Origin of the sequence: Streptomyces luteogriseus, assembly GCF_014205055.1 — a bacterium.
Lineage (GTDB): Bacteria > Actinomycetota > Actinomycetes > Streptomycetales > Streptomycetaceae > Streptomyces > Streptomyces luteogriseus.
Genome location: NZ_JACHMS010000001.1, coordinates 6,335,706 through 6,356,001, shown reverse-complemented (window position 1 = coordinate 6,356,001; position 20,296 = coordinate 6,335,706). Strand labels below are relative to the sequence as shown.

At 70.5% G+C, this 20,296-nt stretch carries 16 protein-coding genes; 5 read left to right on the top strand and 11 right to left on the bottom strand.

Annotated features, from left to right (window positions below):
• Positions 1-50: 50 nt before the first annotated feature.
• Complete coding sequence (ctaE, locus tag BJ965_RS28260; RefSeq protein ID WP_020272940.1) at positions 51-671, bottom strand: aa3-type cytochrome oxidase subunit III; 621 nt, start codon at positions 669-671, stop codon at positions 51-53.
• 145 nt (positions 672-816) lie between these two features.
• On the opposite strand from ctaE, the gene BJ965_RS28255 reads away from it, so the two are divergent.
• A complete protein-coding gene (locus BJ965_RS28255) occupies positions 817-1,218 on the top strand; it encodes a response regulator transcription factor (protein ID WP_184912291.1) in 402 nt (133 codons plus the stop codon).
• A gap of 19 nt (positions 1,219-1,237) precedes the next feature.
• Here BJ965_RS28255 and BJ965_RS28250 read toward each other — a convergent pair whose 3' ends face one another.
• The 4 genes from BJ965_RS28250 to ctaC form a co-directional block, all read right to left on the bottom strand.
• Positions 1,238-2,491 (bottom strand): L,D-transpeptidase, encoded by a 1,254-nt coding sequence (locus tag BJ965_RS28250; RefSeq protein WP_184912289.1) that lies wholly within the window; start codon positions 2,489-2,491, stop codon positions 1,238-1,240.
• A gap of 131 nt (positions 2,492-2,622) precedes the next feature.
• The gene (locus BJ965_RS28245; protein WP_097216169.1) at positions 2,623-3,021 is read right to left on the bottom strand and encodes a cytochrome c oxidase subunit 4; all 399 of its coding nucleotides are present in this window, start codon (positions 3,019-3,021) and stop codon (positions 2,623-2,625) included.
• Positions 3,018-4,754, bottom strand: coding sequence for an aa3-type cytochrome oxidase subunit I (ctaD, locus tag BJ965_RS28240; protein ID WP_184912287.1), 1,737 nt, complete (start codon positions 4,752-4,754; stop codon positions 3,018-3,020). Before ctaD ends, BJ965_RS28245 begins: the two co-directional genes overlap by 4 nt.
• A complete protein-coding gene (gene ctaC / locus BJ965_RS28235) occupies positions 4,751-5,716 on the bottom strand; it encodes an aa3-type cytochrome oxidase subunit II (protein WP_184912285.1) in 966 nt (321 codons plus the stop codon). The genes ctaD and ctaC overlap by 4 nt, the downstream gene beginning before the upstream one ends.
• A 264-nt stretch (positions 5,717-5,980) precedes the next feature.
• Here ctaC and BJ965_RS28230 point away from each other — a divergent pair, with 264 nt between their 5' ends.
• Positions 5,981-7,360, top strand: a complete 1,380-nt coding sequence (locus tag BJ965_RS28230; protein WP_184912283.1) for a cysteine desulfurase/sulfurtransferase TusA family protein — start codon at positions 5,981-5,983, stop codon at positions 7,358-7,360.
• An 89-nt stretch (positions 7,361-7,449) separates the two neighbouring features.
• On the opposite strand, the gene BJ965_RS28225 is transcribed toward BJ965_RS28230, so the two are convergent.
• A complete protein-coding gene (locus BJ965_RS28225; RefSeq protein ID WP_184912281.1) occupies positions 7,450-8,424 on the bottom strand; it encodes a carbohydrate kinase family protein in 975 nt (324 codons plus the stop codon).
• Positions 8,425-8,556: 132 nt separating this feature from the next.
• On the opposite strand from BJ965_RS28225, the gene BJ965_RS28220 reads away from it, so the two are divergent.
• Together BJ965_RS28220 and BJ965_RS28215 are read left to right on the top strand one after the other, a co-directional pair.
• Entirely contained in the window at positions 8,557-8,763 is a 207-nt protein-coding gene (locus BJ965_RS28220) for a hypothetical protein (protein WP_184912279.1), read from the top strand.
• A gap of 146 nt (positions 8,764-8,909) precedes the next feature.
• Complete coding sequence (locus BJ965_RS28215) at positions 8,910-10,844, top strand: hypothetical protein (protein ID WP_184912277.1); 1,935 nt, start codon at positions 8,910-8,912, stop codon at positions 10,842-10,844.
• Between the two features lie 90 nt (positions 10,845-10,934).
• Here the strand turns inward: BJ965_RS28215 and erpA are convergent, their stop codons facing one another.
• A complete protein-coding gene (gene erpA, locus BJ965_RS28210) occupies positions 10,935-11,291 on the bottom strand; it encodes an iron-sulfur cluster insertion protein ErpA (protein ID WP_030837535.1) in 357 nt (118 codons plus the stop codon).
• 282 nt (positions 11,292-11,573) lie between these two features.
• On the opposite strand from erpA, the gene nadA reads away from it, so the two are divergent.
• Positions 11,574-12,758 carry a quinolinate synthase NadA gene (gene nadA / locus BJ965_RS28205; protein WP_184912274.1) on the top strand — a complete coding sequence of 395 codons (1,185 nt, stop codon included), beginning with the start codon at positions 11,574-11,576 and terminating at the stop codon, positions 12,756-12,758.
• A 15-nt stretch (positions 12,759-12,773) separates the two neighbouring features.
• On the opposite strand, the gene BJ965_RS28200 is transcribed toward nadA, so the two are convergent.
• From BJ965_RS28200 to BJ965_RS28185, 4 genes are all read right to left on the bottom strand, one after another.
• Entirely contained in the window at positions 12,774-15,002 is a 2,229-nt protein-coding gene (locus BJ965_RS28200) for a protein kinase domain-containing protein (RefSeq protein WP_184912272.1), read from the bottom strand.
• A 118-nt stretch (positions 15,003-15,120) separates the two neighbouring features.
• Positions 15,121-18,240, bottom strand: a complete 3,120-nt coding sequence (locus BJ965_RS28195) for an efflux RND transporter permease subunit (RefSeq protein WP_184912269.1) — start codon at positions 18,238-18,240, stop codon at positions 15,121-15,123.
• Between the two features lie 157 nt (positions 18,241-18,397).
• Entirely contained in the window at positions 18,398-19,081 is a 684-nt protein-coding gene (locus BJ965_RS28190; protein WP_184912267.1) for a response regulator, read from the bottom strand.
• Positions 19,078-20,295: a sensor histidine kinase gene (locus tag BJ965_RS28185; protein WP_184912265.1), complete on the bottom strand. Its 1,218-nt coding sequence runs from the start codon at positions 20,293-20,295 to the stop codon at positions 19,078-19,080. The genes BJ965_RS28190 and BJ965_RS28185 overlap by 4 nt, the downstream gene beginning before the upstream one ends.
• Position 20,296: the final 1 nt, after the last annotated feature.

Below are 20,296 nucleotides of genomic sequence, written 5' to 3'. Positions count from 1 at the left end.
GATGCTTCTGGGATGCGCGCTTCGTCGAGCACGCGCGGATGCGGGCCCTGCTACTTGATCATGTAGATCGTGGCGAAGAGACCGATCCAGACGACATCGACGAAGTGCCAGTAATAGGACACGACGATCGCGGCCGTCGCCTGCTCGTGGGTGAACCTCCGGGCCGCGTAGGTCCGGCCCAGGACCAGCAGGAAGGCGATGAGACCGCCTGTCACGTGCAGGCCGTGGAAGCCGGTGGTCAGGTAGAACACCGAGCCGTACGGGTCGGAGGACAGGGACAGGCCCGCGTCCTTGACCAGCTCCGTGTACTCGAAGACCTGGCCGCCGATGAAGATCGCACCCATCACGAACGTGACGATGAACCACATCCGGAGCTTCTTCACGTCACCGCGCTCGGCGGCGAAGACGCCGAGCTGGCAGGTGAGCGAGGAGAGCACCAGGATGGTGGTGTTCGTCGCCGAGAACGGGAAGTTGAGATGGGCAGCCATCTCCTTCCAGTGATCGGGACCCGTCACCGATCGCAGGGTGAAGTACATCGCGAAGAGGGCCGCGAAGAACATCAGCTCGGAACTCAGCCAGATGATGGTTCCGACGCTGGTGAGGTTCGGCCGATTGACCGACGGGTGCGCGTGCCCGGTTTCTACTGTCGTTGCTGTCGCCACGACCGACATTATGTCGGTCGCTTATCCCGCCCTCACTCCGGGGGGTGCCGTTCGGAGTGTCTTCCCCGGTCGTACCGGTGTTGACGTGGTGTTCAAGGGAGTAGCATCCGGCCCAACGGGCCTGTCCTTACGACGCTGACGTCACGGAGGAACAATGCAGCCGACCGCCACGGTGCTGGTCTACAGCGACGACTCCAACACCCGCGAGCAGGTGCGGCTCGCCACGGGACGGAGGCCGGCTCCGGACGTTCCCGTGGTGGAGTTCCTGGAGTGTGCGACTCAGGACGCGGTGCTGAGGGAGCTGGACCGGGGCGGGATCGACGTCTGCGTCCTGGACGGCGAGGCCGTGCCGATGGGGGGCATGGGCCTCTGCCGGCAGATCAAGGACGAGGTGTTCGACTGCCCGCCGGTGCTGCTGCTGATCGGGCGGCCCCAGGACGCGTGGCTGGCGACCTGGAGCCGTGCGGAGGCGGCCGTGACCCTGCCGGTGGAGCCGGTGGAGTTCGCTGCCGCGCTGGCTTCCCTGCTGCGGGACAAGGCGGCTTTGAACGCCTGAGGGCCCGGAGGCCCCTGCTCTAGACGCTCTGCGGCCTCAGGCGGGCCCTGTCGGCCTCCGTGGGGCCGTCCGGGGTGCCGCCGACCAGGGCGCTGCCGGTGCGCCACCTCGCCCAGTCGAGGTTCCAGTCGCCGAAGCCGTTGCCGAAGGGGGCCATCATGTCGCCGCCGGAGTTCACGACCTTGACGATGTCGCCCTCGCGGACGGTGTCGTAGAACCAGGCGGCGTTCTCGGTGCTCATGCCGGTGCAGCCGTGGCTGACGTTGGCGTAGCCCTGGGAGCCGACGGACCAGGGGGCGGCGTGGACGTACTCGCCGCTGTTGGTGACCCGGACCGAGTGGTGCACGACCAGGTCGTAGAAGTCCGAGGCGCCGATGCTGGCGCTGGTCATGCGGACGGTGCCCTCCTTGGCCAGGACGACCTTGACGCCGTTGCGGGTGTCGTAGCCGGGCATGCCCGTGGTGACCGGTATCTGCCGGACGACCTCGTCGTTCTTGTAGACGGTCATCTGGTGGGCGGAGGCGTCCGTGACGGCTATGAGCTTGTCCGCGGTGGTGATGGTCAGCGGCTTGGCCCTGCCGCCCCACATCCGGTCGCCGATCTTGATGCCCTCCAGGTTGCTGCGGACCTGGACGGTGGCCCGGGCGGGCCAGTAGTCCTTGGGGCGGTAGTGGAGCTTCTTGTCGTCCACCCAGTGCCAGGCGCCGTCCGTGGCGGGCGTGGAGGAGACCCTGAGGGCGCGCTCCACGACGGCTCGCTGGGCCTTGTCCTTGACGGGCTGGCTCAGTTCGGCCGTGATGGGCTGTCCGACGCCGTAGGTGCCCTTCTTCGGGCCGAAGGCGACGTCCAGGCGCTTCTTGGTGGTGGGCTTGCCGGTGTCGAAGGTGACGACCTTGCGGCCGGGCGCCCCGTCCTCGTCCTCGGTGCTCACACGGACCGTGTAGCTGGCGTTGGCGGCGAGCGGGGTGGTGCTGTGCCAGCGGCTGCCGTCGGCGGCGAGTTCGCCCGCCACGTAGCGTCCTGAGGCGTCGTGGGCCGTGACGTCCGTGATGCGCCCGTCGGAGTCCTCGACGACTTCCAGGGGCTTGTCCGGGTCGGCCTTCTCGCGGCCCCCGTCGGGGGCGTTGAAGGAGATCTGGTCCGCCGCGTCGTAGGGGCGGGCGGCGAGCGGGTTGCCGTCCGAGCCGCAGGCGGTGAGGCCCGCGCAGAGGGCTGTCACCAGCAGCGTGCAGCTGACGGCGGTGCGGGGGCGGGATATCGCTGTGTGGCTCATGGCCTCACGCTAGGAAGCCGCGTCAACGGCGGCACGCCGAGCGACTCGTACGAGTGAATCGCATTACGGCATGCGCAGGGGCCCGGACGCTCCTCTCGGAGTGTCCGGGCCCCTGGAACGCTCGGCGCGTGTTACTGGGTGCGGTTCTCACCGCGGTAGTACTCGAAGACCCAGCCCCAGACGCCGATCAGGATGATCGGCAGCGAGAAGTACATCAGCCACCAGCCGATGGCGACGGACAGGAAGGCGAGGGCGCCTCCGATGCCCAGGGACAGCGGCTGCCAGCTGTGCGGGCTGAAGAACCCGACCTCGCCGGCGTCGTCCGCGACGTCCGCCTCCTTGTTGTCCTGCGCACCGGCGTCCACCCGCTTGGCCGTGAAGCCCAGGTAGAAGCCGATCATGATGCACAGACCGAAGGCCAGGAAGAGGGCCGTGGTACCGGCCGGCTCCTTCGACCACACGCCATAGACCACAGCCATGGCGAGGACGAAGACGCTCAGCCACATGAACATCTTGCCCTGGATCTTCACTTGCCGGCCTCCTTGCCACCAGCGATGGCCTTCTCGCCGTGACCGGCGTTCTCGAGCTGGTCGAGAGCCGCGATCTCGGGGTGGTGCAGGTCGAATGCCGGGGATTCACTGCGGATCCGCGGCATGGTGATGAAGTTGTGCCGCGGCGGCGGGCAGGAGGTCGCCCACTCCAGGGAGCGGCCGTAGCCCCACGGGTCGTCGACGCCGACCGGCTTGCCGTACTTGGCCGTCTTCCACACGTTGTAGAAGAACGGCAGGATCGACATGCCGAGCAGGAACGAGCTGATCGTCGAGACCGTGTTCAGCGCGGTGAAGCCGTCGGCCGCCAGGTAGTCGGCGTAACGACGCGGCATGCCCTCGGCGCCCAGCCAGTGCTGGACCAGGAACGTGCCGTGGAAGCCGATGAACAGCGTCCAGAAGGTGATCTTGCCGAGGCGCTCGTCCAGCATCTTGCCGGTCCACTTCGGCCACCAGAAGTGGAAGCCGGAGAACATCGCGAACACCACGGTGCCGAAGACGACGTAGTGGAAGTGGGCCACCACGAAGTAGGAGTCGGAGACGTGGAAGTCCATGGGCGGCGAGGCCAGGATGACACCGGTCAGACCACCGAAGGTGAAGGTGATCAGGAAGCCGGTCGCCCAGAGCATCGGTGTCTCGAAGGACAACGAGCCCTTCCACATCGTTCCGATCCAGTTGAAGAACTTCACACCGGTCGGTACTGCGATGAGGAACGTCATGAAGGAGAAGAACGGCAACAGCACGCCGCCGGTGACGTACATGTGGTGCGCCCACACCGTCACGGACAGACCCGCGATCGCGATGGTCGCACCGATCAGACCCGTGTAACCGAACATCGGCTTACGGGAGAAGACCGGGATGACCTCGGAGATGATGCCGAAGAACGGCAGCGCGATGATGTACACCTCTGGATGGCCGAAGAACCAGAAGAGGTGCTGCCACAGCAACGCACCGCCGTTGGCGGAGTCGAAGATGTGGGCGCCGAACTTGCGGTCCGCCTCCAGGGCGAACAGCGCGGCCGCGAGGACCGGGAAGGCCAGCAGGACCAGGACACCGGTCAGCAGCACGTTCCACACGAAGATCGGCATGCGGAACATCGTCATGCCGGGGGCCCGCATGCAGATGATCGTGGTGATGAAGTTGACCGAGCCGAGGATGGTGCCGAAGCCGGAGAAGGCCAGACCCATGATCCACATGTCGGCGCCGATGCCCGGGCTGCGGACGGCGTCCGAGAGCGGGCTGTAGGCGAACCAGCCGAAGTCGGCCGCGCCCTGCGGGGTGAGGAAGCCGGCCACCGCGATGAGCGAGCCGAACAGGTACAGCCAGTAGGCGAACATGTTCAGCCGCGGGAACGCCACGTCGGGCGCGCCGATCTGGAGCGGCATGATCCAGTTGGCGAATCCGGCGAACAGCGGCGTCGCGAACATCAGCAGCATGATCGTGCCGTGCATCGTGAACGCCTGGTTGAACTGCTCGTTCGACATGATCTGCAGACCCGGACGGGCCAGCTCGGCGCGCATGAGCAGCGCCATCACGCCACCGATGACGAAGAACGCGAAAGACGTGGCGAGGTACATCGTGCCGATCGTCTTGTGGTCCGTCGTCGTCAGCCACTTGACCACGACACTGCCGCGGTTCTGGCGCCTGACCGGCAGCTCGTCCTGGTAGTGGGACCCTGCTGCCGCGGCACCCTGGGGTTCGTTGAGGATGCTCACAGGTTGTTCGTCTCCCGGTTCTTCTCGTGGCTCGTCTGCGCGATGCCGGCAGGAACGTAACCGTTCTGCTGCTTGTCCACGAGGTCCTTGAGGTGCTGCTCGTAGCGCTCGGGGGAGACGACCTTCACGTTGAACAGCATCCGAGAGTGGTCGACGCCGCAGAGCTCGGCGCACTTGCCCATGAAGGTGCCCTCCTTGTTGGGGGTCACCTCGAAGGCGTTGGTGTGGCCCGGGATGACGTCCTGCTTCATGAGGAACGGCACCACCCAGAAGGAGTGGATGACGTCACGCGAGGTGAGGACGAAGCGGACCGTCTTGCCCTTGGGCAGCCACAGGGTCGGGCCCGGGTTGCCCGTCTGCGGGTTCCGCGTGCCGGGGGTGCCGCAGTCGTAGACGCCGCCGGCGTTGGCCGGGAAGTCCTTCTTGAACCGGTCCGGGATCGCGTCCAGGTCCTTCGAGGTCTTGGCGTCCCCGGTGGAACCGGCGACCGGCTCGATGTAGTTGAAGCACCAGCTCCACTGGAAGCCGACCACGTTGACCGTGACGTCGGGCTTCTTCTTGAGGCTGAGCAGCTCGGACTCGTCACGAGCGGTGAAGTAGAACAGCACCGAGACGATGATGAGCGGAACCACGGTGTACAGCGCCTCGATGGGCATGTTGTACCGGGTCTGCGGGGGAACTTCGACCTTGGTGCGGCTGCGCCGGTGGAAGAAAGCACTCCACAGGATCAGACCCCACACCAGCACGCCGACGGCGAGCGCAGCCGCCCAGGACCCCTGCCACAGGGAGAGGATCCGCGGAGCCTCTTCCGTGGTCGGGGTGGGCATACCAAGGCGGGGGAAGTCTTCCCAGTTGTACGAGCAACCGGTGGCTGTCGCCAAGACCAGGCCCGCGGTCAGTGCCTGCAGCAGCTTCCGCCGCATCGGGCGCCGCGGCGAGCGGTCGGAGCCGTTGGGACTCACGTAGCGCCTTCCCGAGAGTCTCGCCCGCGCGGATCGGCTGCGGCCTGGCCTTCTCGCTGGTCGGTCGCGGCCCTGCGTCGGGCAGGGGTTTGGATGTTTATGCGGACCAAACCCTAGCCGACGCCCTCCGGGGGTTCTCGGGGAGGGGTGCCTACTCACCCAGGTGGTTCGCTGAATTGGCGGCTGCGGGCCGTTTGTGGCTGTTCGCGCAGTTCCCCGCGCCCCTGAGGTCCGCCTCCCCCGGGGACGTTCTAGCGTTGCTGTGTGGCCTACTTCGATGCTGCTTCCAGTGCTCCTCTCCATCCCGTCGCCCGGCAGGCCCTGCTGGCCTCGTTCGACGAGGGGTGGGCGGATCCCGCGCGTCTGTACAGGGAAGGGCGGCGGGCCCGGGTGCTGCTGGACGCGGCGCGGGAGGCCGCTGCCGAGGCGGTGGGATGCCGGCCGGACGAACTGACCTTCACCTCGTCCGGAACCCGTGCCGTGCACACCGGGATTGCCGGGGCGCTGGCCGGGCGGAGGCGGATCGGGCGTCACCTGATCGTGTCCGCGGTCGAACACTCCTCTGTACTGCATTCGGCGGAGCTCCTGGAGGCGGCCGGGGGGAGCGTCACCCAGGTCGCCGTGGACCGCACCGGGTTGGTGGACCCCGTGGTCTACGGGGACGCCCTGCGCGAGGACACCGCACTGGCGTGTCTGCAGTCCGCCAACCACGAGGTCGGGACCGAGCAGCCCGTCGCGGCGGTGGCCGAGGTGTGCCGGGAGACCGGGGTGCCGTTGCTGGTGGACGCGGCGCAGTCGCTGGGGTGGGGGCCGGTGGACGGGGGCTGGTCGCTGCTGACGGCCAGTGCCCACAAGTGGGGCGGGCCGTCCGGGGTCGGGCTGCTCGTGGTCCGCAAGGGGGTGCGGTTCGCGGCGCAAGGCCCGGTGGACGAGCGGGAGTCGGGTCGGGCGCCCGGTTTCGAGAACATCCCGGCGATCGTGGCGGCGGCCGCGTCGCTGCGGGCCGTGCGGGCGGAGGCGGCCGAGGAGGCCGTGCGCCTGCGGGAGCTGACGGACCGGATCCGGGCGAGGGTGCCGCGGCTGGTGCCCGACGTCGAGGTCGTCGGCGATCCGGTGCGCCGGCTGCCCGGGCTCGTCACCTTCTCCTGCCTCTACGTCGACGGGGAGGCGCTGCTGCACGAGCTGGACCGGGAGGGCTTCTCGGTCTCGTCCGGCTCGTCCTGCACGAGCAGCACGCTGACGCCGAGCCATGTGCTGCGGGCGATGGGCGTGCTGAGTGAGGGAAATGTGCGGGTTTCGCTGCCGCTCGGGGCGGCCGAGGAGGAGGTGGAGAGGTTCCTGGCCGTCCTTCCCCGGGCCGTGACGGCGGTGCGGGAGAAGCTGGGGGCTCCGGTTTCGGAGACGGTGGTACGGGAGGCCGACGTGCTCGTCGTGGACTCCCTGGGCAAGAGGTGCCCGATCCCGGTCATCGAACTCGCCAAGGTCATCGGCGACGTGCCGGTGGGCGGCCTGGTCCGGGTGCTGTCGGACGACGAGGCGGCCCGCCTGGACATCCCGGCGTGGTGCGAGATGCGGGGCCAGGAGTACGTCGGCGCGGAGAAGGCGGAACAGGGAACGGCGTACGTGGTCCGCCGGGTGAGCTGACCGACCCTCTCCTCGGGGGCGCGGGGCTGTGTCGACATGCGGCTGCCGCCGCGGGCGCGATCAGCCCCCGCACCCCCGCGGACGGCGGATCAGCCCAGATGCCCCCGGACCTCTTCCGCGGCCTCGTCCCCGTAGGCCTTGGTGAACCGCTCCATGAAGTGCCCGCGCCGCAGCTGGTACTCCTGTGTGCCCACCGTCTCGATGACGAGGGTCGCCAGCATGCAGCCGACCTGTGCGGCGCGCTCCAGGGAGACGCCCCAGGCCAGGCCCGAGAGGAAGCCGGCGCGGAAGGCGTCGCCGACACCCGTCGGGTCGGCCTTGCGCTCCTCGTCCGGCGTGCCGACCTCGATCGGGTCCTCGCCGGCCCGCTCGATGCGCACGCCGCGCGCGCCGAGGGTGGTCACCCGGTGGCCCACACGGGACAGAATCTCCGCGTCGCTCCAGCCGGTCTTGGTCTCGATGAGGCCCTTCTCGTACTCGTTGGAGAAGAGGTACGTCGCCCCGTCCAGCAGGATGCGGATCTCCTCGCCGTCCATCCGGGCGATCTGCTGGGAGAAGTCGGCGGCGAACGGGATGGACCGGGAGCGGCACTCCTCGGTGTGGCGGAGCATCGCCTCCGGGTCGTCTGCGCCGATGGAGACCAGGTCGAGACCGCCGACGCGGTCGGCGACGGTCTTCAGCTCGATGAGGCGGGCCTCGCTCATGGCGCCGGTGTAGAAGGAGCCGATCTGGTTGTGGTCGGCGTCGGTCGTGCACACGAAGCGGGCGGTGTGCAGCGTGTCGGAGATCCGGACGGAGTCGGTGTCGACTCCGTGCCGCTCCAGCCAGGCGCGGTACTCGTCGAAGTCCGCGCCCGCGGCGCCGACCAGGATCGGCCGGGTGCCGAGCTGCCCCATGCCGAACGCGATGTTCGCGGCGACGCCGCCGCGGCGGACGTCGAGCTGGTCGACCAGGAACGACAGCGAGACCGTGTGCAGCTGGTCCGCTACGAACTGGTCGGCGAAGCGGCCGGGGAAGGTCATGAGGTGGTCGGTGGCGATGGAGCCGGAGACTGCGATGCGCACGGCGTGGACTCTCCTGAGGGAGGCGGACCTTGACGGTTCACGCTATCGGGTGGGCGGGGCGGCTCTGAAGGCATCGAAACTACCCGATAGTAGATCTTTCTCGGTGACCACGACCGTGCATACGGTGCCGGTATGACGAACCTCAAGGTCCACGCCCCCGTTCCGGTCGATCTGGAGGGTGATCTGGCGTCGCTGCCGGGTGACGGGGCACGGATGGCTCCGCACTGGGCGGTCCCCCGGATCGCTGCGCGGCCGGTCTCCCCGGCTCTGATCCACGGCGTGTCGGTTCCCCCGGCATCGGCGCGGCTGCTCGACGCCATGGAGGACTACGGGGACTGAACGGCGCACTCGCGGGAACCGTGTGCTCCCCCGCTGCGTCCCATCGCTGTCCCCCGTAAAGGGGAGGCGGGATACGACCCACCAGCGGGCCCGTATGTGACGGGCCGGGTCCCATGGGACAGCTGTGCAGCCGAAGGAGCGATGCGGTGAACACCGAGCGACCCGACAACGACGACGACGCCAGGGAAGCGGGCACCGACGCCGACGCCCCGGAGGTCGGGGAGCCGGGTACGGCGGACGCCGGATCCTCGGCGGACGCCGGCACCTCGGCGAAGGCCGGGGTGTCGCCGGAGGCCGCTGAGCCCGAAGAGGTCGAAGAGACCGCCGAGGCTTCCGAGGCGCCCGGTGAGGACACGCCGGCTCCTGAGCCGCCGAAGACGGGCGCGGGCAGGGACGCCGAGCCGGCCGCCGAGGGCGGGGACGCTGAACCGCCGGCCGAGGCTCCGGTTGCGCCGGAGACCTCCGGGACGCGTGCCCTCGAGAACGCCTCCGAACCCGGTGCGTCCGAGGACCGGCAGGCCGACGCCGAGCCCCCGGACGCGACCCCGGAAACGGCCGGCGACCTCCCCCGCGACGAAGGCGATGTCCGTGACGTACGCGACCCACGCGATGTGCGTGACGTTCGCGACGAAGAGGATCTGGTCCGTCACGACGGTGGCCGCCCTCGTACGCCCGCGATCATCGCCTCCGTCGCCGCCGCCGTGCTGTTGATCGGCGGTGGCGGGGCCTGGCTCGCCTCCAACGCGTCGAGCGGGTCGGGCGGCGGTGCGACCTCCGGCGCGCCCGGTGGGGACGGCACTCCCCCGCAGCTCGCGCTCGACGGCTACTCGGAGTCCACGGCGGGCGGCGGCAACGGCATCGCGCCCGGCGAGCCCAACCCCTACGGCGCCACCTACCGGGTCGGCGGCCCCCTGCCGGCCGGCCCGGGCAAGGCTCCGGTGTACCGGGCGCAGGGCGAGGTCACCCAGGCGGACGTGGCCCGGCTGGCGAAGGCCCTCGGGGTCGAGGGGACGCCGGTGGCCCAGGGCGAGGCCTGGAAGATCGGGGGTCAGGACGGGTCCGGGCCGAGCCTCCAGGTGAACAAGCAGGCCCCGGGGTCCTGGACGTTCAGCCGCTACGCCCCGGGCACCGACAACTGCAAGGGCGACACCTGCACCGCCCCGCAGTCCGGTGGTGGCACACCGGTGAGCGAGGAGGTGGCCGAGAAGGCCGCGACGCCCGTGCTGAAGGTGGTGGGTCAGGACGACGCGAAGCGCGACGCGAGCCAGGTCATGGGGGCCCAGCGGGTGGTGAACGCCACTCCCGAGGTCGGCGGACTGCCCACGCACGGCTGGACGACCGGCATCACCGTCGGCTCGGACGGCGAGGTCGTCGGCGGCAGCGGTCAGCTGAAGACGCCGGTGAAGGGTGACACGTACCCGGTGGTCGGCGCCGAGAAGGCGCTGGAGCTGATGAACGGGCAGCCGAAGAACGACCACCGGATGGGCGTCGGCGGCTGCGCGAGCCCCGTGCCGCTGAAGGACCGGCTGGAGCAGCCCTGCGAGCAGCCGTCGAGCGGTGCCTCCGGGCAGGACACGGTGACGGTCGAGAAGGCGGTGTTCGGGCTGGCCGCGCACGTCGTGGACGGGCGGCAGGGGCTGGTGCCGTCCTGGCTGTTCGAGGTGACGGCGCCGGGCGCGGAGGACCCGTTCACGGTGACGTACCCGGCGGTGGAGCCGAAGTACCTGGCCTCCCCCGAGCCGAGCGAGCCGAGTGACCGGCCGACGGCGGCTCCCGGGCCGCGCGAGGTGAAGGTGGACGGTTACCGGGCCGAGGGCTCGGAGCTGACGGTGACCTTCACGGGCGGGGTGTGCGCCGACTACGACGTGAAGGCGAGCGAGAAAGGCGACGAGGTGACGGTCTCCGTGACGTCGACGCCGTGGCCGGACAAGGTCTGCGTCATGATCGCCAAGCAGTTCCAGGAGACCGTGCAGCTGGACGAGCCGCTCGGTGACCGGGCCGTCGTGAACGCGGACGGCAAGGCGGTGCCGCTGGCCAAGGAAGGTGCGCGGCTGCCGGCTCCCCCGACGCGGGAGCGGTAGGAGCGGCCACGCAGCGCGAAGGCGGCGGCCCCGTCGGAGGGGGCCGCCGCCTTCGTCGTGTCCGCGGCCGCCGGGGGCGGCTCGGCCGGCTCAGCTGAAGGAGTCGCCGCAGGCGCAGGAGCCCGTCGCGTTCGGGTTGTCGATGGTGAAGCCCTGCTTCTCGATGGTGTCCACGAAGTCGATCGTGGCACCACCCAGGTACGGGGCGCTCATGCGGTCGGTGACGACCTTCACACCGTCGAAGTCCTTCTCGACGTCGCCGTCGAGGGCACGCTCGTCGAAGAAGAGCTGGTAGCGGAGGCCGGAGCAGCCGCCGGGCTGGACGGCGACGCGCAGCGCGAGGTCTTCGCGGCCTTCCTGGTCGAGCAGCGCCTTGACCTTGGACGCGGCGGCGTCGGTCAGGATGATGCCGTCGGTGACGGTGCTGGTCTCGTCCGATACGGACATCTACATCTCTCCCGGGTTGTACGGAGACTGCTTGCCGACGGTTGCAACCGGCGGGGCCGCGGATTCATTCCGGGCCGGGCGCTCGATCTCGGCTCCTTTTCATGCTCGCACACGCGCCCGGAACCGGAAAACAGCTCTTTCCGGGTCTTCTCGGGAATGAACTGGGGCTCACCGGGATTCACGTCACACCGACGCTATGGCCGTCGTCAAAGTGACGTGAAGCGGTTATGATAGATAGCGTCAAATCGACGAAAAGTCGCAGAAACAGAAAGGGTGCGTGTCGTGACCACCGCCCAGACCCAGGAGCTCGACGTACAGCCGACGCCCCTCGCCCTGCTGCTCCTCGGCCGTGAGGCCGACCCGAAGAGCGAGCGCGGTGTGGAGTGTCCCGGCGACCTGCCCTCGCCGTCCGACCCGGACCTGGTGGAGCGCGCCCGCAAGGCGAAGGAGAAGCTCGGGGACAAGGTCTTCGTGCTCGGCCACCACTACCAGCGCGACGAGGTCATCCAGTTCGCCGACGTGACGGGTGACTCGTTCAAGCTGGCCCGGGACGCGGCCGCCCGCCCCGAGGCCGAGTACATCGTGTTCTGCGGCGTGCACTTCATGGCGGAGTCGGCCGACATCCTGACGTCCGACGACCAGAAGGTCGTGCTGCCCGACCTCGCCGCCGGCTGCTCGATGGCCGACATGGCGACGGCCGAGCAGGTCGCCGAGTGCTGGGACGTGCTGACCGAGGCCGGGATAGCCGAGCAGGTCGTGCCCGTCTCGTACATGAACTCCTCCGCCGACATCAAGGCGTTCACCGGCAAGCACGGGGGCACGATCTGCACCTCGTCCAACGCCAAGCGGGCCCTGGACTGGGCCTTCGAGCAGGGCGAGAAGGTGCTCTTCCTGCCGGACCAGCACCTGGGCCGCAACACCGCCGTGCGCGACATGGGCATGTCCCTGGAGGACTGCGTCCTCTACAACCCGCACAAGCCGAACGGCGGACTGACCGCCGACGAGCTGCGCGCGGCGAAGATGATCCTGTGGCGCGGCCACTGCTCGGTGCACGGCCGCTTCAGCCTGGACTCGGTGAACGACGTGCGCGAGCGCATCCCGGGCGTGAACGTCCTGGTCCACCCCGAGTGCAAGCACGAGGTCGTGGCCGCGGCGGACCACGTCGGTTCGACGGAGTACATCATCAAGGCGCTGGAGGCCGCGCCGGCCGGCTCGAAATGGGCCATCGGCACGGAGCTGAACCTGGTCCGCCGCCTGGCGAACCGTTTCGCGCCCGAGGGCAAGGAGATCGTCTTCCTCGACAAGACGGTCTGCTTCTGCTCGACCATGAACCGCATCGACCTCCCCCACCTGGTCTGGACCCTGGAGTCGCTGGCCGAGGGCAACCTCGTCAACCGCATCGAGGTGGACAAGGAGACGGAGGCCTTCGCGAAGCTGGCCCTGGAGCGGATGCTGGCGCTGCCGTAGCCGCCCCGCCCCACGTCACCCCGAGCGCGGTTCGCGCTCGGGGTGCGCGGGGTCGAGGCTGAAGACGCTGCCGCCGGGGGTGGTCGCGACCAGGGCGCCTTCGAGCAGCCGCACCCGGGTGGCGCCCCAGTCGGTGGCGTTGCTCTGGGCCCTCGGCTGCGTCTGCCACAGCAGAGCGCCCCTCTTCGCGTCGAGCGCCCCGACGCGGCCGCTGGCACTGGCGAGGTACACAGCCCGGGTCCGCGGGTCGTAGGTCGCCTCGCCCGGCTGTTCCAGGCTGGTCGAGGTCTGCCACAGCGGCCTGCCCGTGCGGGCCGACACGGCGGTGATCCGTCCGCTGGCGGTGGCGAACCACAGGGTGCCGTCCGCCAGCGTCACCTCGCCCTCGTACTCCTCGGCCAGCTGTGTCGTGCTCTGCGCACCGCTGCCGGGGTCCACCAGCCGGATGCCCGCATACGGCGCGTCCTGCCCCATGAGGACGTTCCCGTCCTCGTCCTGGGTCAGTTCCAGGAACAGGAGGCGGCCGTCGAAGGCGCCGAGCAGCCCGGCGTGGCTCGGTACGCTCAGCCGGCGCGCCGGGCCGTCGGCCGGGTGAAGCTCCATGACGAGACCTTCCTCCGGCCCCTCCTCCGGGCTGCATTGCAGCCACAGCCTCCCGGCGGCCTCCGTGACCCCGCAGAAGTGCTTCGCGGGCAGCCGTTCCTTCCAGCGCGGGGCGCCGGTGCGGACCGAGCGGGCCGTCATCGACGTGCCGTCGCCCTCCGGGAGCACGACGACGTCGCCGGAGAAGGCCACCTCCGTCCACTGGTCGTTCACCGCGCGGTCCCAGAGCCGGTCACCGGTGCCGGTGTCGAACGCGAAGACCCGGGTCGCCCCTTCGCCCGGGGGCTCCTGCCGCACCAGTACCGCGTCGTCGTGGACGCCGAGGATCACGAATCTGGAGAAGTCGTCGCCGCTGACGGACGCCGCCGGGCCTGCGCGCCAGACGGTCTCGCCCGTCCTCCCGTCCAGGCGGACGGGGAGGATCCCGTCGCCCGCGCAGTAGACGGCCCCCTCGTACGTCCGGCACTCCGGCCCGCCCCGCGACCCGCCGGCCCGCGGCTGCTGCGTCGTGCGCACACCGCGGCCGGCCCTCTCGTACACGGTCGTCTGCCAGGCCTTCCAGCCGGCCGGCGGTGCCGCCCAGCGGGAGTTCGCGGACGGTGAGGTGTCCTGCCGGTCAGCGCTGCGCGCCCAGCCGGGGCCGAGCGTCAGATAGGCCGTCAGGGCGAGGACGGCGGTGCCGACCGTGCCCGTCGCGGCGAGCAGCGGGCGGAAGCGGCGTCGGGGGCGGCTCGGGGGCGGCGGGTCCGCCACGGTCGCGGGATGGGCGGGCCCGGCGGCCGGGAGCCGGTCCGCGCGCAGGGTCACGGTGGCCGGGTCGCCGTCCGTCGGCTCGGGCAGGGCGGCCGCCAGATCCCGGGCCAGCTCGTCGAGTCCGGGCCGGTCCGCGGCCTCCTTGGACAGGCAGCGCTCCAGCAGCCCGCGCAGCGGCCCGCCGACGCCGTCCAGCACGGGTTCGTCGTGCACCACGCGGTACGCCGTCAGATAGGGGCTGTCCGCGTCGAAGGGGCCGCGCCCGGTGACGGCGTACACCAGCAGTGCCCCGAGTGAGAAGACGTCCGACGCCGGGCCGACCGCGCGGGCGTCGACGAGCTGTTCCGGTGACATGAAGGGCGGCGTGCCGATCATCTGACCGGTCTCGGTCAGCGTCTGGTGGTTCTCCGCCGCGCGGGAGATGCCGAAGTCGATGACACGCGGGCCGTCTTCGGCCAGCAGGACGTTGGCCGGCTTCAGGTCCCGGTGCACCACCCCCGCCCGGTGGATGTCGTGCAGGGCCTCCACCAGGCCCAGGGCCAGCCCGCGCAGTTCGGCCTCCGGCAGGGCGCCCCGGTCGCGGATCCGCCGGGCGAGCGAGGGTCCGGGCACGTACTGGGTCGCCATCCAGGGCCGCGCCGCCTCGGGGTCCGCGTCCAGCACCGGTGCCGTGAAGGCTCCGCTGACCTTGCGCACCGCGGCGATCTCCTGCCGGAACCGGGCCCGGAAGACGGCGTCCGCGGCGTACTGGGCATGGACGACCTTGAGGGCCACGTCGCGGCCCGAACGCGCTCTGGCCCGGAAGACCACGCCCATGCCTCCGGCCCCGAGCCGGTCGAGCAGCCTGTAGCCGCCGACCGACCTCGGGTCGTCGCTGTGCAGCGGCACGCCCCAATCCCCTTCCCCCGTAAAGCCGTTCGAGGGCCACAGGATACGGAACGGGACAAGGCGGCGGCCGGGCACGGGACGGGGAGGTCCGGTGCCCGGCCGCCGCCGGGTCAGGCCGTCACGCGCTCGCGTGCTCCGGCTCCGTCGCGTCCGTGTGCTGGGCCGGGAGGCCCTTCTTCGCGGCGCGCTTCTTCGCCCGGCGCTCCTTGCGGAGCTCGACCATCGCGTAGAGCGTCGGGACGAGCAGCAGCGTCAGCAGTGTCGACGTGACCAGACCGCCGATCACGACCACGGCCAGCGGCTGGGCGATGAAGCCGCCCTCGCCGGTGATGCCGAGGGCCATCGGCAGCAGGGCGAAGATCGTCGCCAGGGCGGTCATGAGGATCGGGCGCAGCCGGTGCCGGCCGCCCTCGATCACCGCCTCGACGACGCCATGGCCCTGCTTGCGGTACTGGTTGATCAGGTCGATCAGCACGATCGCGTTCGTCACCACGATGCCGATCAGCATCAGCATGCCGATCATGGCCGGGACGCCCATCGGGGTGCCGGTGGCGACCAGCAGGCCGATCGCGCCGGTGGCGGCGAACGGGATGGAGACCAGCAGGATCAGCGGCTGGACCAGCGACCGGAAGGTGCCGACCAGCAGCATGAAGACGATCGCGATGGCCGCCAGCATCGCCAGGCCCAGGTTGACGAACGCCTCGTCCTGGTCCTCGGAGACACCGCCGATCGACGCCGTGGCGCCGTCCGGGAGCTTCAGCGCGCTGATCTTCGACTGGAGCTGGGTGCTGACCGCGCCGGTGTTGTCGCCGGTCGGCTTCGCGGTGACGGTGGCCGCGCGCTGGCCGTCGATGCGGGTCATGGAGACCGGACCGTCGACCACCTCGACGGTGGCGATGTCGCCGAGCCTCACCGTGCCGCCCAGGCGCAGGTCCTGAAGCTGCTTCAGGGTCTTGGCGGGCTTCGCCGAGCGGATGACGACGTCGCGCTCGGTGTCGTCCAGGACCGCCTGGGCCGCGGTGGTGCCGCGGACGGCCTGGGCGACGGCGCCGCCGAGGGTCTGGTCGTTGAAACCGGCCGCGGCCGCCTTGTCGTTGGCCTTCACCGAGATGCGTGGCACGCTCTGCGACAGGTCGCTGCTGACGTCCGTGACGTCGTCGAGCGAGGCGACCGTCCTGCGGACCTCCTCGGACGCCGTACGCAGCACGTCGGCGTCGGCGGCCTTGACCACGACACTGAGGTCCTGGGCGCCGAATCCGTCGCCGGCGGTGATGGTGGTCGTGCCGATGCCCTTCAGCCCGGCCAGGCCCTTCTCGATGCCGTCCTGGACGTCCTCGGCCGACGCCGAGTCCTCCAGCATCACCTGGTACGAGGCCTGGTTGGTGTCCGTGCCGCCGCCGAAGGCGGCCATGAAGCCGGACGACCCGATGGTGACCTGGTAGTCCTTCACGCCCTCGGTGTCGCCCAGCAGCCGCTCGACCTTCGCCGCCTGGGCGTCGGTCGCCGCCAGGCTGGTGCCGGGCTTCAGCTCCTGCTTGACGGTGAGGACCTCGACCTCGCCCTGGTCGAAGAAGTTCGTCTTCAGCAGCGACGCCATGGCGGACGTGCCGACCAGCACGACGATCGCGAGGGCCACACTGGTGAGACGGCGCCGGGTCGCGAACCGCAGGACCGGGACGTAGACGCGCTGGAGGCGGCTCCTGGCCTCCTTCTCCTCGGCGAGCCGGCGGGCCTCGGCCGCGTCCTCGGGGGTGCCCTTGGGCGGGCGCAGGAACCAGTACGACAGGACCGGCACGACCGTCAGGGAGACCAGGAGGGACGCCAGCAGCGCGGCCGTCACGGTCAGGCTGAACGAGCCGAACAGCTCGCCCACCATGCCGCCGACCAGGCCGATCGGCAGGAACACCGCGACCGTGGTGAGCGTCGAGGACGTCACCGCGCCCGCGACCTCGCGAACGGCCTGGAGGATCGCCGAGTGGCGCTCCTCGCCGTAGCCGAGGTGGCGCTTGATGTTCTCCAGGACCACGATCGAGTCGTCGACGACCCGGCCGATGGCGATGGTCAGGGCGCCCAGGGTGAGGACGTTCAGCGACAGGTCGCGCGTCCACAGCACGATCAGGGCGAGGACCACGGACAGCGGGATGGACACCGCGGTCACGAGGGTCGAGCGGACCGAGGCCAGGAAGACCAGGATCACCAGGACGGCGAAGAGCAGACCGAGCGCGCCCTCGGTGGTCAGGCCCTTGATGGACTTCGAGACCGCCGGGCCCTGGTCGCTGACGACCGTGAGGGTGGCGCCCGAACCGAGGTCCTCGCGCAGGTCCGGGAGCTTGTCCTGGACGGCGTCGGAAATGGCGACCGCGCTGCCGTCGCGGTCCATGGTGACGGCGACGGCGAGGCTGGGCCTGCCGTCGGTACGGGTGATGGAGTCGGCCGGAGCCTCCTGCTGCTTCACCCTGGCCACGTCGCCGAGGCGCACCGGCTTGCCCTTGCCGGGCTCTCCCGTGACCATCAGGTCCTGGATCTGCTGCAGCGAGGTGAGACCGCCGCCGACCTGGACGGTGCGGTTGGCGCCGCCCTCGTCGAAGGAGCCGGCCGGGACGGTCGCGCCGCCCGCCTTGAGCGCCTCGGAGAGGGACAGCGAGGTCAGCCCCGCCTTGGCGAGCTTCGCGTCGTCGGGCGTGACGGTGACCTGGACGTCCCGGACCCCGTCGACGGTGACCTGGCCGACGCCGTCGATGCTCTTCAGGTCCGGCACGACGGTCTTGTCGAGCTGGTCGGCCAGGGCCTGCTGGTCCCGGCCGGAGGTGACGGCGAGGACGACGGTGGGGATGTCGTCCGTGGAACCGGCGACGACCTGCGGGTCGACATCGTCCGGGAGCTGGACGCGGGCCCGGTTGACGGCCTGCTGGACGTCGGCGACCAGCTGCTCGGTGTCGTTGCCGTAGTCGAAGGACGCCATGATCACGGCGTTGCCCTCGCCGGCGGTGGAGGTGACGCCGCTGATGCCGTCGACGGCTTCGAGGGCGTCCTCGATGGGTTCGACGACCTGCTTCTCGACCACGTCCGGGGACGCGCCCGGGTACGGCGCCAGTACGGACACCATGGGCAGTTCGATGGCGGGCAGCAGCTGCTGCTTGAGCTGGGGTATCGCGATCGCCCCGAAGACGAGCGCGATGATCGACATCAGCCCGATCAAGGCCCGTTGCGCGAGGCTGAACCTGGACAGCCAGGACATGGGTGAGGGTCTCTCTTCTGTTGGGCGGCAGAAGCGGCAGCGGACGCGCAGACAGCGCCCCCCTACACCCTGAGCCATGCGGGAACCGGGTTCCGTAGCCCCCAGGTCCACATCCTTACGCGGCGCATACTCCGGCCGCAGTACAGCCGCGTCGAGCTCACTCCACCCTTGGACGTACCAGACCCGATTCGTACGCGGTGACGACGAGCTGGGCGCGGTCCCGGGCGCCCAGCTTGGCCATGGCCCGGTTGACGTGCGTCTTCACGGTCAGCGGACTCACTTCGAGGCGCTCGGCGATCTCGTCGTTGGAGTGCCCGCCGGCGACCTGGACCAGCACTTCGCGCTCCCGGACGGTGAGCGAGTCGAGCCGTTCGCCGCGGGCCGGGTCGCGGTCGCCGTCGGCCGGGTCGTCCGTGGCGAGGAACCGGGCGATCAGGCCGGTGGTGGCCGCCGGGGAGAGCAGGGCCTGGCCGCCGGCCGCGATACGGATGGCGGTCAGCAGTTCCTCCGGCTCGGAGCCCTTGCCGAGGAAGCCGGAGGCGCCCGCCCGCAGCGACTGCACGACGTAGTCGTCGACCTCGAACGTCGTGAGGATGACCACCCGGACGTCGGAGAGGTCGGGGTCGGCGCTGATCATGCGGGTCGCGGCGAGACCGTCGGTGCCGGGCATGCGGATGTCCATGAGCACGACGTCGGCGCGCTGCTCCTTCGTCAGCCGGACCGCTTCCGCGCCGTCGGAGGCCTCGCCGACCACCTCCATGTCGGGCTCGGAGTCGACGAGCACGCGAAAGGCGCTGCGCAGCAGCGCCTGGTCGTCGGCGAGCAGGACACGGATGGTCATGCGGGGTCCTCCCCGGTCGGTGTGCGGCTCTTGAGCGGCAGGATCGCATGGACGCGGAAGCCGCCGCCGTAGCGGGGACCGGTGGTGAGGGTGCCGCGCAGGGCGCTGACGCGCTCGCGCATGCCGAGCAGTCCGTGGCCGCCGCCGTCCTGGGTCTCGTTCTCGCCGCTGCCGTCGTCGAGCACGGTGATCTCGATGTTCGGTCCGACGCGTACGACGCTGACCTCGGCCTTGGCCTGGGGCCCGGCGTGCTTCTGCACGTTGGTGAGGGCCTCCTGGATGATCCGGTAGGCGGCCAGGTCGACGGCGGCGGGGAGGGTGGTGCCCTGGTCTGCCCGGGCGACCTCGACGTGCAGTCCGGCGCTGCGGAAGGTGCCGGTGAGTTCGTCGAGGCGGTCCAGGCCCGGAGCGGGTTCGGTGGGGGCCTCCGGGTCGCCGGACTGCCGGAGCAGGCCGACGGTGGCGCGGAGCTCGTTGAGCGCGGAGCGGCTGGCCTCGCGGACGTGCCCGAGTGCCTCCTTGGCCTGGTCGGGCCGCTTGTCCATGACGTGGGCGGCGACCCCGGCCTGCACGTTGACCAGGGCGATGTGGTGGGCGACCACGTCGTGCAGGTCCCGGGCGATGCGCAGGCGTTCCTCGGCGACCCTGCGGCGGGCCTCCTCCTCGCGGGTGCGCTCGGCCCGTTCCGCGCGTTCCCGGATGGCCTGGACGAAGGCGCGGCGGCTGCGGACGGCGTCACCGGCGGTGGCGCCGATACCGGTCCAGGCGAAGATGCCGAGGTTCTCCTGGGCGTACCAGGGCAGCGGCCCGGCGGCCATGGCGGTGCCGGTCAGCACGGTCATCGTGAGCAGGCCGACCCGCCAGGTGGTGGGGCGGTCGGTGGTGGAGGCGACGGTGTAGAGGGCGATCACCGCGGACATCGCGACGGGGGTGCGGGGGTCGCCGGTGAGGGACTCGATGACGGACAGCGTGCCCGTGAGGGCGAGGACCGCCATGGGGGCGCGGCGGCGGAAGACCAGGGCCACCGCGCCGAGGGTCATGAGGAGGAGGCTGAGGAGATCGGGGGTGCGCAGGACCCAGCTGACGCTGTCGCGGTGCCGGGGTTCCACGAACGACCCGGCGACCATGCAGACCAGGACGGCGGCGGCGAGGACGGCGTCCATGGCCAGGGGGTGCGCCTTGGCCTGACATCGGGCCCGCGCGAGGGTGCTCACG

Bases quoted from the DNA above. Each gene is read 5' to 3' on its own strand.
- BJ965_RS28255 (WP_184912291.1), top strand. From the start codon at position 817: ATGCAGCCGACCGCCACGGTGCTGGTCTACAGCGACGACTCCAACACC.
- erpA (WP_030837535.1), bottom strand. From the start codon at position 11,291: ATGTCCGTATCGGACGAGACCAGCACCGTCACCGACGGCATCATCCTG.
- ctaE (WP_020272940.1), bottom strand. From the start codon at position 671: ATGTCGGTCGTGGCGACAGCAACGACAGTAGAAACCGGGCACGCGCAC.
- BJ965_RS28220 (WP_184912279.1), top strand. From the start codon at position 8,557: ATGACGAACCTCAAGGTCCACGCCCCCGTTCCGGTCGATCTGGAGGGT.
- BJ965_RS28195 (WP_184912269.1), bottom strand. From the start codon at position 18,240: ATGTCCTGGCTGTCCAGGTTCAGCCTCGCGCAACGGGCCTTGATCGGG.
- BJ965_RS28250 (WP_184912289.1), bottom strand. From the start codon at position 2,491: ATGAGCCACACAGCGATATCCCGCCCCCGCACCGCCGTCAGCTGCACG.
- BJ965_RS28190 (WP_184912267.1), bottom strand. From the start codon at position 19,081: ATGACCATCCGTGTCCTGCTCGCCGACGACCAGGCGCTGCTGCGCAGC.